Origin of the sequence: Blastopirellula marina DSM 3645 (assembly GCF_000153105.1) — a bacterium.
Classification (GTDB): domain Bacteria; phylum Planctomycetota; class Planctomycetia; order Pirellulales; family Pirellulaceae; genus Blastopirellula; species Blastopirellula marina.
Window position 1 is genome coordinate 906,761 of the sequence record NZ_CH672377.1, and the last position, 14,629, is coordinate 921,389.

At 56.6% G+C, this 14,629-nt stretch carries 12 protein-coding genes; 7 read left to right on the top strand and 5 right to left on the bottom strand.

The window, feature by feature from the left end:
- Both DSM3645_RS22695 and DSM3645_RS22700 read left to right on the top strand, forming a co-directional pair.
- Positions 1–980 (top strand): DUF1553 domain-containing protein (locus DSM3645_RS22695; RefSeq protein WP_002654944.1); only part of this gene is annotated, 980 nt, incomplete at its 5' end.
- 46 nt (positions 981–1,026) lie between these two features.
- Positions 1,027–2,484, top strand: coding sequence for a DUF1501 domain-containing protein (locus DSM3645_RS22700; RefSeq protein ID WP_002654945.1), 1,458 nt, complete (start codon positions 1,027–1,029; stop codon positions 2,482–2,484).
- A 181-nt stretch (positions 2,485–2,665) separates the two neighbouring features.
- Here DSM3645_RS22700 and DSM3645_RS22705 read toward each other — a convergent pair whose 3' ends face one another.
- Positions 2,666–3,805, bottom strand: a complete 1,140-nt coding sequence (locus tag DSM3645_RS22705; protein WP_002654946.1) for a hypothetical protein — start codon at positions 3,803–3,805, stop codon at positions 2,666–2,668.
- A gap of 257 nt (positions 3,806–4,062) precedes the next feature.
- Here DSM3645_RS22705 and DSM3645_RS22710 point away from each other — a divergent pair, with 257 nt between their 5' ends.
- On the top strand, positions 4,063–4,527 hold the full coding sequence (locus DSM3645_RS22710; RefSeq protein ID WP_002654947.1) for an FKBP-type peptidyl-prolyl cis-trans isomerase: 465 nt from the start codon (positions 4,063–4,065) through the stop codon (positions 4,525–4,527).
- 31 nt (positions 4,528–4,558) lie between these two features.
- Here DSM3645_RS22710 and DSM3645_RS22715 read toward each other — a convergent pair whose 3' ends face one another.
- Positions 4,559–5,803 carry an excinuclease ABC subunit UvrC gene (locus DSM3645_RS22715; protein WP_390073109.1) on the bottom strand — a complete coding sequence of 415 codons (1,245 nt, stop codon included), beginning with the start codon at positions 5,801–5,803 and terminating at the stop codon, positions 4,559–4,561.
- A 208-nt stretch (positions 5,804–6,011) separates the two neighbouring features.
- On the bottom strand, positions 6,012–7,820 hold the full coding sequence (locus DSM3645_RS22720) for a phospho-sugar mutase (RefSeq protein WP_002654949.1): 1,809 nt from the start codon (positions 7,818–7,820) through the stop codon (positions 6,012–6,014).
- A 180-nt stretch (positions 7,821–8,000) separates the two neighbouring features.
- On the opposite strand from DSM3645_RS22720, the gene glmM reads away from it, so the two are divergent.
- Positions 8,001–9,341, top strand: a complete 1,341-nt coding sequence (gene glmM, locus DSM3645_RS22725) for a phosphoglucosamine mutase (protein ID WP_040353237.1) — start codon at positions 8,001–8,003, stop codon at positions 9,339–9,341.
- Positions 9,342–9,357: 16 nt separating this feature from the next.
- Here glmM and DSM3645_RS22730 read toward each other — a convergent pair whose 3' ends face one another.
- The gene (locus tag DSM3645_RS22730; protein WP_002654951.1) at positions 9,358–9,858 is read right to left on the bottom strand and encodes a TrmH family RNA methyltransferase; all 501 of its coding nucleotides are present in this window, start codon (positions 9,856–9,858) and stop codon (positions 9,358–9,360) included.
- A 206-nt stretch (positions 9,859–10,064) separates the two neighbouring features.
- On the opposite strand from DSM3645_RS22730, the gene DSM3645_RS22735 reads away from it, so the two are divergent.
- Positions 10,065–10,562: a TlpA disulfide reductase family protein gene (locus DSM3645_RS22735; RefSeq protein WP_040352948.1), complete on the top strand. Its 498-nt coding sequence runs from the start codon at positions 10,065–10,067 to the stop codon at positions 10,560–10,562.
- 46 nt (positions 10,563–10,608) lie between these two features.
- Here DSM3645_RS22735 and DSM3645_RS22740 read toward each other — a convergent pair whose 3' ends face one another.
- Positions 10,609–11,097, bottom strand: coding sequence for an ArsR/SmtB family transcription factor (locus DSM3645_RS22740; RefSeq protein WP_002654953.1), 489 nt, complete (start codon positions 11,095–11,097; stop codon positions 10,609–10,611).
- Positions 11,098–11,652: 555 nt separating this feature from the next.
- Here DSM3645_RS22740 and DSM3645_RS22745 point away from each other — a divergent pair.
- Positions 11,653–13,653, top strand: a complete 2,001-nt coding sequence (locus DSM3645_RS22745; protein WP_002654955.1) for a peptide ABC transporter substrate-binding protein — start codon at positions 11,653–11,655, stop codon at positions 13,651–13,653.
- Positions 13,650–14,567, top strand: coding sequence for an ABC transporter permease (locus DSM3645_RS22750; protein ID WP_002654956.1), 918 nt, complete (start codon positions 13,650–13,652; stop codon positions 14,565–14,567). Before DSM3645_RS22745 ends, DSM3645_RS22750 begins: the two co-directional genes overlap by 4 nt.
- Positions 14,568–14,629 lie beyond the last annotated feature (62 nt).

The following is a 14,629-nucleotide window of genomic DNA, read 5'->3' on the forward strand; positions in this document are numbered from 1 at the left end:
CAGCAGACGCGCCCCTCAATCGCTTGGGTTTGGCGCAGTGGTTGGTCAGTCCTCAGCATCCGCTAACCGCTCGCGTCACGGTCAATCGACTTTGGCAACATGCATTTGGCGCCGGCCTGGTAAAAACGGCTGAAGACTTCGGGCTACAAGGGGAACCGCCGAGCCATCCGCAATTGCTGGATTGGCTCGCGTCGCAGTTTATCGCCGAAGGCTGGGACGTGAAAGCGATGATGAAACGGATCGTCCTCTCGTCGACTTACCGCCAGTCGTCGAAGATGACGCCTGAAAAAATTGACCGCGATCCTGACAATCGTCTGCTGGCGCGAGGTCCGCGATTCCGTCTCGACGCCGAGATGATTCGGGATCAAGCGTTAGCTGTCAGCGGCTTGCTGGTCGATCAGATCGGCGGCCCTAGCGTCAAACCACCGCAGCCTGCGGGCCTGTGGGAATCGGTCGGTTACAGCGGCAGCAATACGGTCAAGTTTAAAGCGGACGATGGTCACGAAAAGGTGCATCGCCGCACGCTTTACACGTTCGTCAAACGAACCTCGCCGCCGCCGCAGATGAGCACGCTCGATGCGCCGTCCCGCGAGTCCTGCACAGTTCGTCGCGAACGGACCAATACGCCGCTCCAAGCGTTGATGTTGATGAACGATCCTCAGTTTGTCGAAACCGCCCGCGCTTTGGCGGTACGAACCAGAACAGAAGGGGGCGAAACGCCCCAGACGAAGGCCGCCTTCTTGCTTCGCTTATGCTTGAGTCGAAATCCCCACGAGCAGGAAATCGCGGAAATCGTGCAGTTAGTCGACGCTGCAAAAGCACACTTCGTCGCCGAGCCCAAAGCGGCCGAAGCGCTGCTCAGCGTCGGTGAAATCCCGCTCGACGCCAACACCGATGCAGCCGCCAAGGCCGACGCCGCGGCTTGGACGTTGGCGGCCAATCTGGTGCTGAATCTCGACGAAGTGATCACCAAAAATTAGCTCTCCATCGCCGAATCACCCACGGCTCCTCAAGGAACGTCGAATCATGGATCCTCGCCAAGAATACGGATTGGCTCTATCGCGCCGCCATTTCTTCAAACTCGGCGGACTTGGCCTCGGAACGGCGGCCCTCAGTTCGATGCTCCCCGAACGAGCTGGCGCCGCTCCTCTTTCAACATCCGGCGGGCTACCCTCGATTCCCCATTTCGCTCCCAAGGCGAAACGAGCGATCTATCTGTTCATGGCCGGCGCGCCAAGCCAGATGGACATGCTCGACTACAAGCCCAAGATGAAAGATTGGTACGACAAAGATCTGCCAGAATCGATCCGCGCGGGACAGCGTCTGACGACGATGACATCGGGTCAAACGCGTTTTCCCATTGCGCCGTCGAAGTTTAAGTTCTCGCAGCATGGGCAGTCAGGCGGTTGGTTCAGCGAATTGCTCCCCCATACTGCGAAGATGGCGGACGACATCGCCGTGATCCGCTCGGTCAATACCGAAGCGATCAACCATGATCCGGCGATCACCTACATTTGCACCGGCAATCAGTTGCCGGGTCGCGCCAGTCTTGGCGCGTGGCTCAGCTATGGCCTGGGATCCGAGAACAAAGACCTGCCGTCGTTCGTCGTGATGACCCCCAACTGGACGGGCCGCCAAGAAGCCCAAGCGCTTTACAATCGACTGTGGGGCTCTGGTTTTTTGCCAAGCAAATACCAAGGAGTCCCCCTCCGCAGTCAGGGCGATCCGATTCTGTTTCTCTCGAACCCTGACGGCGTTGGCGGCGACTTGCGCCGCCGCATGCTCGACTCGCTGGGTCGCATGAACCAACAAGCGTTCGCCGAGATCGGCGATCCCGAAACCCAGTCTCGGATCGCCCAGTACGAGATGGCGTTCCGCATGCAAACGTCCGTTCCGGAACTGACCGATCTCCGCGACGAGACGCAACAAGTACTAGACATGTACGGCCCGGAAGCGAGTACGCCTGGCACGTTCGCATCGAGCTGCTTAATGGCTCGCCGGATGATCGAACGGGATGTTCGCTTCGTGCAGATTTTCCATCGCGGTTGGGATCAGCATGGCAACGTGGCCGGCGACTTGCCGAAACAGTGCCATGATATCGATCAACCGGCTTGGGCGCTGATCCAAGACCTGAAACAACGTGGAATGCTGGATGATACGCTGGTGGTTTGGGGGGGTGAGTTTGGTCGCACCGTCTATTGCCAGGGAGGGTTGTCCCAAGAAAACTATGGTCGTGACCATCATCCGCGCTGTTTTAGCATTTGGATGGCTGGCGGCGGAATCAAGCCGGGCGTCGTTTACGGAGAAACCGATGATTTCGGCTACAACATCACCAAAGACCCGGTTCACATTCATGATTTGAATGCGACGATTTTGCATTGCCTGGGGATCGATCACCGTAAGTTGTCGGTGCAATTCCAAGGCCTCGACATGCGGCTGACCGGCGTTGAAGAACATCAGGCCGTCCGCGATCTTTTGATCTAGAGCCCGATTGCTCTAGTCGTTTTTACACCGGGATCGGCGTGTTCGTCTCGCTGATCCCTGCCGTCGACGCGCCGCTTCGTTCGCTTCCCCACCCGATGTGCCCACGGAAAAGAGGGGGAGAGAAACAAACGTTGCCACGTACTTTGCGCCGACGGCGACCGCTCGCGCCACGGCAGCTCAATTACGGCTTTTGGCTGACAAAAACCGGTTCTTTCACCTCTTGGTGCTCGACGATCAGTTGGTTGGCTCGCGTTTGCACGTCCAATCCGTTCGTCTCGCTGATCATCCGCTCGATTTCGCGATGGCTATTGGCCAATTGTCGCACCGCCGGCTCCAACAACATGATCTCGGCCAGGCCGCCGCGGATGCCGACGCTTGTGGCTACGACAGCGGACAACGAGCGATTCAATCCTTGGATCGTTTCCACATTGTTGACCAGTCCGCCGATCGAATCTCGCAGCGTCGCGACATCTTGATAGATCGCATCGATCTGTTGCAGATTCGCCTGGGTGGTCGCCATCCGTCCAGACTGCGAATTCAAGTACTCGCAAACCCAAACCATTTCGTCGAGAGCGGACAACGCACGTCCCGAATTGCGACGGTTGTCGACCAGCGCCCCTTGCAGTTCGGCCGATTGAGCCGCTGCTTCCGCCGCCAGGTCGAGCGCCGTTTGGGCGGATGCGATATCATCCCCCAGTTGGACCTGCTTGTCTAAGACCGCTGCGACGCGATCGACCGTCAGCTCGTTTTCTTCGAGCGAACCGGCGATCTGCTGCATCTTGGCCTGATTTTTGGCGAGCGAATCGAGCGAACGCTTCGCCGAATCATGCGCCGTCGCAAGATCGATCAGTTGGTGCTGCATGCCCTTTTGCTGATCGAGCGCCGCCGCCAGTTCGCCGGCCAGGCATTGCTGATTCACAATTTGCAGTTGCAGCTGCTCCATGCGAGCCAAAACGGCGTTGGCGTCCTCAATGCGTGACGCGGCCATTTCGACCTTGGCGAGCGTATGCTCCAGCTCACCGGCCAACAACTGGTTTTCGGCCAGCGACGTTCGCTGTCGGCGAAGTTGACCCAGCAGAGAGTTCGTCTTTTGTGCGTCATCCGCATATCCGGTCAGCAGTTGGATATCTTGACGAGACGCGGCGAGTTCCGACTTTACCGAAGCGAGCTCGCGATGAAAGTCTTGTTGAGCGAAGAACATTCCGCCGGCGGCGCCGGCGGCGACGCCAAGCAAGACCAGGGCGAACGTTACGAATCCAGACCGCTCCCCGTTAGAAGCGTAAAGATCGTTGGAATCGTGATATTTCGAACGTGATGACATAGATTTCCTCCGTGGCGAAATTGCGTCCTCTTTCCGTGTTAGCCGCACTTACCTTATCGATTCGCACACCGCAAACAGAAAAGGGAAGTGCTGGCGTTTCCCCAATCTTTTCCCAGCCCCCCATGAACAGCCTGTAAAACCGACATATCACGCAACCAGTCGTAAGGGGCAATTAAGTTTTCCCTTACTTTTGCAACTAGCTTGAAGCCTCTTCGGAACTTAGACTACAGGCAATCTTTCTCTACTAAGGCTGCACGATGAAAATTGGTAAAAACACGGTCGTCACCATCGACTACACGTTGAAGGACGCCGAAGGCGAGATCATTGACACCTCCAGCGGCGCTGACCCGCTCGTCTATCTGCACGGCATCGGCGCATTGATCGCCGGGATGGAGTCTGCGCTCGACGGCAAGTCGAAAGGGGACGAATTCCAAATCGTCATTACGCCGGAGCAGGGCTATGGCGAATATGACGAAGAAGACGTCATGGAGATCGACCTTGCCGCCTTTGAGGATCCGAGCCAGGTGCAAGTCGGCATGGAACTGGTCTTGGAAACGGAAGACGAAGGAGAGTTCGCCGCGGTCGTGACCGAAGTCGGGGAAGAAGTTGCGATCGTCGATCGCAATCACCCGCTGGCCGGCATGACGCTTCACTTTGAAGTCGCCGTGCGCGACGTCCGCAAAGCGACGCCCGAAGAGATCGATCACGGTCACGCCCACTAAGGGGGCGTGGTCCGATCCGACCGATTGGTCGTTAGTCGCCGAACGTGTTCTTCTTTCGCAAGATATGGTGGTAATGCTGCGCAAAGCGGTGCGCTTCGTCGCGCACATACTGCAACAGCCGCAGCGCGTAAGCATGCCGACTCAGTCGTAGCGGCTCCGACTGGCCAGGGCGGAAAATCTCTTCTTCCCTCTTGGCTAACGAAATCAACGTCGGCGGTTCGATCTGCAGATCGCGAAACGCCGCCAGCGCCGCGTTCAACTGCCCTTTGCCGCCGTCGATCAGCAGCACATCCGGAAAGACCTCGCCGTCGGCATGCAGCTTTTTGAAGCGCCGCGCAACCACTTCATGAATGCTGCGAAAGTCGTCGATCCCTTTCACGCCTTGGATCTTGTAGCGTCGATAGCCCGGCTTGAACGGCAGGCCGTCCAAAAACTGCACCAAGCTCGCCACGGTTTCGCCTCCCTGCAAATGAGCGATGTCGACCCCTTCGATCGACCGCGGCGTCGTCGGCAATTGCAGCACTTTGCGCAGCCCGGCTAATCCCTTTTTGGGATCAATGTAAAACACTTCCGGCTGCGCGTGCGTTTCTAGTTCGCCTCGTTCATCCAGGCGCTCGAGCATGTCGATCTCGTCGCGCAGTTTCGCCGCTTTTTCAAACTGCAACTCCTTCGACGCTTCCAGCATCTCTTCGCGCAACTGCTTTAGCAGGCGATCGCGATTCCCTTCCAAAAACATCTGCAGGCGACGAATGTCTTTGCGGTACTCTTCTTTCGAGATCCGCAAGTTGCAGGGTGCCGTACATTGATCAATGCTCGCCAACAGACAAGGTCGAAACCACCGCCAGCGCTCGTCGTTCTCGTCGATATCGAGACTGCAGGTCCGAAACTTGAAAATCCGCTGTAATACTTGGATCGCTCCGCGCAGCGCCCCCGCATTAGCGAACGGCCCATAAAGCTTGGCGTTCTTTTCTTGCGGCTCGCGAGTGAACTCGACACGCGGAAAATCTTCACGCTGCGAGATCATCAAATAGGGGAACGACTTGTCGTCTTTGAGATCCTTATTGAACTTCGGCTGAATATCTTTGACCAGTCGCGCCTCCATCAGCAGCGCATCGACTTCGCTATCGGTCTCGACAAAGTCGGCGTCGGCGATTTCTTTGACCCAATAACCGGTTCGAACGTCGACCGCCGCTTCGGCGTTGAAATAGCTGCTGGCTCGGCTGCGTAGATTTTTCGCTTTGCCGACATAGATCACCCGCCCTTGGATATCTTTCATCAGATAGACGCCAGGCGTAGTCGGAAATTTACGCACCTTGTCGGACGCTAGCACGAACGGGACATGTTCTTGCGGCTTCCCCTCGGTCGAGCGGCTTTCTGGTTCAGCAGGAGTATCGGCAGGTTCGGTCATGCGCACAAAAAATGAGGGAGAAAAAGTTCTCCCTCATTGTAGAGCGTCACTCGAAATCGGGCAGGGGCAGCTCTCTCTAGATCGCCGCCGCGTACGCTTTTAGCTCGGTTTCCAAGGCATTAATCCGCTCTTGCATCGCCGATTTGGCCATGTCCAACAGCGACAGTTGTTCTGGCTCGACGTAAGTGAACATGTAGAACTTCACCTTCGGCTCGGTCCCGGACGGGCGAACCGCGACATAATTCCCTTCGGCCAAGTCGAGAATCACCATGTCGCCCGGCGGACCATCGAGCGGCGCCTGCTTTCCGTCAGGCGTGACGATCACGTTGTTTTTGTAATCCCGCACGCGCTGCAGCGCCATTCCGTCCAACGAAGTAGGAGGCTGCTCACGGAACTTGGCCATCAGCTTTTTCATGTTGGCCATCCCCTCTGAGCCTTCCATCTTCTGGTTCAGCAGATGCTCGGCATGGTATCCATACTGCCACCAGAGCGACTCCAGCTTCTCGTGCAACGATTGGCCGTTGGCTTTGCAGTCGGCCGCGAGTTCGCACAACAGCATCGACGCGACGGCGGCGTCTTTGTCGCGTGCATACTGACCGACCAGATAACCGTGCGACTCTTCGCAGCCAAACAGGAAGTTGTCGGGGCCTTCCTCATCCATCGTGCCGCCGATGTACTTGAAACCGACCTGCAAATTGCCGAACGTCTTTACGCCGTAGCTATCGGCGATACGACGCACCATTTCGGTGGTCACCAACGTCTTGACGACGTAATTATCGGCTTCGACGCCGACTCCGGCTTTCTTCTTGCTCAGGACAAAGTCGCACAATAGCGCGGCGATTTGATTGCCGGTGAACGTGCGCCACTCCCCTTTCAGATCCATCGTCACTGGCGCCGCGCAACCGACCCGATCGCAGTCAGGATCGGTCGCCAACACGAACTCGGCGCCGGTTTCTTTCGCTCGCTCAATGATCGCGTCAAATACTTGCGGGTTTTCCGGATTCGAGACATGTCCCGGCACGTTCGGAAAATCGCCGTTCGGCTCGGCATGCGGCCCAAAGACCTCGACGTCGGCAAAACCGTCCGCCTGCAAAGCAGGAATTACGGCCGAAGCGCCTACGCCGTGCAGCGGCGAATAGATTAGCTTCAAATCGCGCGGCCCGCTAAAACGTTGGCCTTTGACATTCTCGATGAACGCTAGATCGACTTCATCCGTGCAGATTTCGATACTTCCCTTCCCTACAGCTTCACTAAACACAACGTCTAGCGGCAGCTCTTCGACATTCATCACCCGATCGATGATCGCTTTGTCGTGCGGCGGCAGAACCTGGCCACCGGTCGACCAGTAGACTTTCACCGCGTTATCGCTAGGTGGATTATGGCTGGCCGTGACCATGATGCCGCAGCTGCACCGCTTGTAGCGGACCAGGAATGAAAGTTCGGGGGTGCTGCGGTAATCGTCGAGGAAATAGACTTTAAACCCGTTGGCGACCATGATTCGCGCACACAACTCCGCGAATTCGCGTGAGCGATGCCGCGTGTCATAGGCGATGCCGCACGACAGCGGCCCTTCGACGTTGTCGTTGATATACGAAGCGAGACCTTGCGCACTTTCACCGATCGTCCGTTCGTTGATCGCATTCGACCCGATCGGATACATCCGGCCGCGACGGCCGCCGGTGCCAAACGGAATCACCGTCCAGAACGCGTCATCCAGGGCTTGCCATTTCTCGGCTTGGATATGGTCGGCGACTTGCGAAGCGTACGACGCATAGCGCGGCTCGGTAAGCCAAATCTTGATGTTTTCGGCGGCGCTGGACGTAATCTTTTGGGCGCTGACGGCCGCTTCAACTTTGCTCAACAATGGGTCGACTTCGCTGGTCATCGGTGCTCCTTCAGCAACACGGCAGTTTTTTCCAGTTTCGATTTTACGGCGGATGGGGAAGTTGCTTCAATCGGGCATCCCCAGTTCGCCCTTGACTTCGCTTCGTTAAAGCGGGGAAATTGGTCCCATACCCGAAGGCCGCCCCCTTTGGCGACAGCATTGATTTACAAGGAAGAATCTGTGAAGGACCCGATCATCAGCGTTTCTGGCCTGCGCGGCGTCGTCGGCGAGTCGCTGACTCCCAGCGTCGCGGTGCGATATATCGCCGCTTTCGCCGAGCAAGTTTCGCCGGGGCCCATTCTGATCGCACGCGACGGTCGTCCCAGCGGAAAGCCGTTGGCCCATTTGATCGCCGGAACTCTCAACTTCTGCGGACGCGATGTGATTCAGGCCGATATCGCGGCGACGCCGACGGTCGGCGTACTGACCCGGCAGTACCAATGCGGCGGCGCCGTGCAGATCTCGGCCAGTCACAACCCGCCTCAATACAACGGCATCAAGCTGATGGGCGCCGACGGACGCGTCATCCCGGCGGATCAGGGAGAATCGGTACTGACCGCCTATCACGCAAACTCGGCGAGTTGGGTGGCGCACGAACAACTGGGATCACTGACGAACTGCGAAGACACGCTTTCGCAGCATTTGACCAAAGTTCTGGCCATTGTCGACGTCGCTCGGATTAAACAGCGAAAGTTCCGCGTACTGCTTGATTCCAATGAAGGAGCCGGCAGTTTGCTCGGCCGACGACTGCTGGAAACGCTCGGTTGCGAATTCGAAATCTTGGGGAACAACGCGAGCGGAAATTTTCTCCACACGCCGGAACCGACCGCCGCCAACCTGCAAGAGGTTTGCGCCAAGATCGTCGCATCTGGCGCCGACATCGGCTTTTGCCAAGACCCCGACGCCGATCGCCTGGCGATCATCGACGCCGCCGGACGCTACATCGGCGAAGAATACACGGTCGCTCTCTGCTTGGACCATGTGCTGGCCAGTCGCCAAGGCCCGGTCGTCATCAACTGCGCCACCAGTTTGATGAACGAGGCGATCGCGAAAAAGCATGGATCCCCGATCTTTCGTTCGTCCGTGGGAGAAGCGAACGTCACCGACATGATGATCGCCAAACAGGCGATCTTTGGCGGCGAAGGAAACGGCGGCCCGATCGATCCGCGGGTTGGCTACATTCGCGACAGTTTCGTCGGCATGGCGCTGGTGCTCGACGCGATGGCGGCGTCGAGTTCGACGGTCGCTGAACTTGCCGACTCGATTCCCCGGTTTGAGATTCTCAAAACTACCATGCCGCTCGATCGCGAACAGTTAGCCGGTTCGCTCGATCGGTTAACGGCTTACTTTTCCGATGCGCGAGCAAGTCGTTTGGATGGTTTGCGATTTGCGTGGGACGACGCTTGGCTATTAATTCGCGGCAGTAATACAGAGCCAATCGTGCGAATCATCGCCGAGAGTCCTGCGAGCGACCGTAGTGCGGCGCTTTGCGAAGCAGCGGCGCGGGTGATGCAAGGCTAGTCTCCACACGCCCAACTTACCCTTGTGGGAACTGTCGGCAAAACTCATACAGCGCCATGCAGGTCGCGGTCGCCACGTTAAAGCTGTACGGCATTCCGTAGACCGGGATCTCCACGACGTCGTCCAACAAACGTAATACATCGTCAGGCGTTCCCTGTCGTTCGTTGCCGATCACCAACACGGTGTTGCGGACGAACGAAAAGTGATGGATATCTTGCGAGTTGGTCGTTTGCTCAAGACCGACCAGACGATACCCTTCGCTTTTTAGTTCCTTCAATACCGGCGGTAACGACCTATGCCGTGAGATCGGCAGCTTTTCTGCGCCGTCACGGGCAATTTTGGGGTCGATTTTCATGTTGCCGGTCACAATCACCCGAGAAACGGCGCAGCACGATGCAGCTCGGACGATTCGCGAGAGATTGACATTACTCCGAAACTGACAGCAGGCGACAATCAATTGCCGCGGCTCGTCGAGAGTCGTGGGAGGTTTATGACGCAGATGTTCGAAATCAGACATTTTGGGAAGGCGAGTTGGGCGACAATCGAGAATTCCTTATGCTAGTGTCACCTTTCCCCCACGAATAGATAGCGAAAGCCCGTCCCGTGAAGCCTCTTTCCCTTGCGTCGCTGTTGGCTCTCCTCACGTTGTTCACAACTTTCGGCTGCGCGCCGTCGTCCAGTGAAGAACCTGCAGCCCAACCCAGCAATACTTCGACAACGGCCATGCCGACTGCAGTTTTCCCAAAAGAAGTGACTGTTCGCGTCTTGGATTTTGAAGCGATCCGGATGCTGATTGAAAGTCAGCGCGGCAAGATTGTGGTGGTCGATTACTGGTCGACCAGTTGCCCGCCGTGCCTGAAAGAATTCCCCGGGCTGGTCGATCTTGATCGGCAATACGCCGAACAAGGAGTCGTTTGCATCAGCGTCAGTCTCGACTTTATCGGCGGCAAGAACCAAACAGCCGAAGCGAGCATCCCACGCGTCCAGGCGGTATTAGAAAAATTTGGCGCGACGTTCGATAACGTTTTGGCTGGGGACGACACCGACACGATGCTAGAGAAGTTGAAGCTGGGTGCGCCGCCTGCGGTTTACGTTTACGCGCGAGACGGATCATTAGCCAAGCGATTTGACAACGCTGGCGCAACATCCGAAGAGGAAGCTTTTACCTACACGGACGTCGAAAACCTCGTCGTCGAGTTGCTGGCCGCGAACCATCCATGATCGCCCGCGGCCAGCCTCTCCGACTTTGGTCATTAGCTTCGACCGCCTACGTTCCCATCGTGAAATAGCGTACGCAATGCTCTTGCACGCGCAGTTCGCTATTGTCGACGCCTGGCGTGTGCTGGAACAGTTGTTCCATCAATTCGCCGACGCGGTCCGGCAGAATTCGATAAAAGTTGTGCTTGCCGTCACGACGCGAATCGACCAAACCGGCGACGCGCATCAGCGCCAAGTGGTGGCTGACCGCCGGTTGGCTTTGGCCAAGCAGTTCGCACAGCGTGCGAACGTTCAATTCTTTCTCTTGCAACAAAAAGCAAAGAATCCGGAGCCGAGTTTCGTCGGCCAACAGTTTGAATAACTGGACGAGATCTTTCGCCGTGGCGTCATTCAAGGGTTCTGGACCAACCGTCGCCGTTGCTTCGGGAGCTTCGGCCGGAACGCTTCCATTTTCGTTCGGCTGAAAAGTTCGAGGAGCCTGGGGCGTTACGGGGCGATCCGAGAGTGAGCTGAACGCGTAATCTTGCGCTAGCGACATGTGCTAAGTTCCTTGTGTGATACATCTACCGCGCACGGAGAGACGAAAGGTCGTAGACCGTGTGCGTCGAACAGCAGGATGCGTGAGCAAAACGCGGCAGATGTGACGCCGTTCAATGCGAATGAGAAGTCGCGACTCATTCGCGCGGCGCAACAAGGTTCCAACGAAGCGCGCTTGCGTACCAATACTCCTGCGGTTCGACTAAACCGTTTCCGCAAAAGCTGACCATCTCATCGTTGCGATTTCCTTCGCGCCGACAAGCAAGCAAAAATAATATGTCTTCCTAGCTAGAAGACAACGATGCCTTGCGCCCGAATTGATGTGGTTACGTCTGGCATTCTAGAAATGTTCATGTGAAAACGGAATAGCTGGGCTGTTGATTCGCCACGGGGCTCCGCAAGCAAAAAAACTCTTGTGGAGAAATCACTGCCACAGCGTCGAAAAGGTCCAATCTTCCTAACCATCATGGGGAAAACAGGTTGAGTTCCAAGCGCCCGCCGCCTACATTCAGACTTAGGTCGTCGTATCCGCACTATTCAATGTTTGCGCAAAATCATGAAATTCCCTCTGCGCTATCTTCTTCCCCTTTTTTTCTTGGTGCTGTCGGCGATTGCTTTCGCCACGATCTTCCAGTTCAGCGACCTCCCTCCGGCTGATTTTACTTTCGCCAACGGGACCGAAGTTAAGTCAGTCGATCCCAAAATGGTGACCGGCGCACCGGAAGGTCGCGTCATCGAAGCGCTGTTTGAAGGCTTGTACCAGCGACTTCCCAGTAAAGAAGACCCCAACGTGCTGGTCACGACTCCTGGCCAAGCAACTTCCTACGATTTGTCCGAAGATAAACTGACATATACGTTCCATATCCGCGAAGACGCGGTTTGGACCAACGGCGAGCCGGTCACGGCCCACGACTGGGTCTTTTCCTGGCAACGCTTCCTCCACCCACAGCTTCCTTCGGAATACGCCTACCAACTTTGGTATGTAAAAAACGCCGAGAAGTTTTCGCTCTCGAAGGTCGACACTGGGGATCGCGTTGAGATTGAATTGCCGGATCGCGCTGGCCCGACCAACTTGCCGGCGACCGACGGCAACTCAGAACAGCACTACCCGCGCGGCACGATCCTGTCCGGCATTCTGAAAGCGGAAGAAAAGATTTCTGTCCAAGTTGGCGACGAAATGGAGGAGGGTTCGGTTTTTGAAGTCGACGTCAAACCGACGAAAGCGGGGAAGATCGATTGGGATGCGCCCGGTGAGATTCAGAAGTTTGTCCGCCTATCCGAAACGGACGCCGTTCGCAACGCGATCACCAAAGAAAATCCCCACGTCCAACCGGTCAACTTCCTGACCATTCACTTTGACGAAGTCGGAATCAAAGCGTCTGACGACCATACGCTGGTCGTTACGCTCAACAATCCAACGCCCTATTTTCTCGATCTGGTCGCGTTCTATCCGATGCACCCGGTCAATCGAACCTGCATTGAGACTTACGGCTACCCCGGCTGGACCAAGCCCGAGAACATCGTCTCGAACGGGCCTTTTACCCTCGAGTTTCGCCGGATCCGCGATCGCATTCGACTTCGCAAAAACCCCAAGTACTGGGACGCCGAGCAGGTCAAGCTGAACATCATCGACGTGCTGGCGGTGCAGTCCGATACGACCGTCTTAAACATGTATATGAACGGCCAAATCGACTGGGGAATCACCGTGCCGACCCCTGCTCTGCCGGCGTTGCTGAAAAGGGACGCCGAAAAACCGGCGGATTCGCTGCCTGACATGCGGATCGCTCCGATGCTGACCACCTATTTTTATCGGGTGAACACGACCAAGCCGCCGCTCGACAATCCCAAAGTCCGTCGCGCGCTTAATTTGGCGATCAACAAGCAAGAGATTGTCGACTACATCACCAAAGCCGGCCAAATTCCGGCGACAAGTTACGTGCCACCAGGATTAGCTGGCTACGGCGGTGGACACTCTGGCGAATTCAATCCTGCCGAAGCGCAACGTCTGCTCGCCGAAGCAGGCTATCCCGGCGGCAAGGGACTTCCCAAAATTCAGATTTTGTACAACACGCACGAAGCGCACAAAGACATCGCGTCGGTCGTGCAGCAGCAGTTGAAGAAGAACCTGCAGATCGACGTCGAACTGCGGAATCTCGAGTGGAGCGTTTTCCTCGCTTCGTCGCGCAACTTGGAATTCGACATTGCTCGCGCTGGGTGGATCGCCGACTACCCCGATCCCAATACATTTCTCGACATGTTTGTCACCGACGGCGAAAACAACCAGACAGGCTGGAGCAACGCCGAGTATGATCGACTCATCCACGATTCGCAGTCTGAGGCCGATCCGGTCAAACGTCTGGAGATGCTCAGCCAGGCCGAGCAAATCTTGATGGACGAAATGCCGATCTTGCCGATCTACTACTACGTTTCGCTCAATATCGTCCGCCCGTACGTTAAGAACTTTTATCCCAACATTCAGGATTTACATCCCTTGCATATCTTGGAAATTGACGAGGCGGAGAAACAACGCATTTTCAAGGCGGAGGGGCTCCGTTGATTCGCTTTCTCATCCGTCGAGCCGTGTGGATTGTGATCACGCTCTGGCTCGTCTATACGCTCAGTTTCTTTCTCATGTTGGCGGTCCCCGGCGGGCCGATGTCCGGCGAGCGCGCCTATCCGCCTGAGATCGAAAAGATGCGTAAGGATCGCTTTCATCTGAACGATCCCTGGCCCGTGCAGTACTGGTACTACCTGAGCAACGCGTGCCGCGGCGACTTTTTGTCGAGTCAGGTGTTGAACGACTACGAAGTGAGCGAGATCATCTCGCAAGGCTTTCCGATCAGCGCCACGCTGGGCGTACTGGCGATGTCGATGGCGCTGATCCTGGGGCTTTCGGCTGGGATTATCGCCGCACTCTGGCGCAACTCTCTGTTGGACGTTTTCTTTCGCTCGCTGGCGACCATTGGGATCGCGGTCCCCAACTTTATCTTGGCCGGCCTGGCGATCATGATCTTCGTCTTTCAATTGAAATGGTTCCCCGCCGCCGGCTGGGGCAAACCGATCGATATGGTCCTTCCTTCGCTATGCCTGGCGGCGCCGTTCGCCGCTTACATTTCGCGTCTGACGCGAACCGGCATGCTCGACGTGTTGGGCCAAGACTACATTCGCACCGCCTACGCCAAAGGCTTGATGCCTAGCACCGTCGTGCTTAAGCATGCGGTTCGCGGCGCGCTGTTGCCGGTCGTTTCCTACTTGGGTCCTGCGGTCGCCGGCATTTTGACCGGTTCGCTGGTGATCGAACGGATCTTCTTCCTGCCGGGTCTGGGGACGCACTTTATTGAAGCGGTCACCCAGCGCGACTACACCACGTCGCTGGGCATTGTGATGGTCTCTACGGCGCTGGTGTTGGTCATGAACACGCTGGTCGACGTCTCGTACCAATTGCTCGACCCGCGTATCAAACTGAAATAGCCCTTTCTCATCGGCTCGTCCTTTGAACTCAAATAACCGCAACTTTGAAGCCGCTTTGCCGC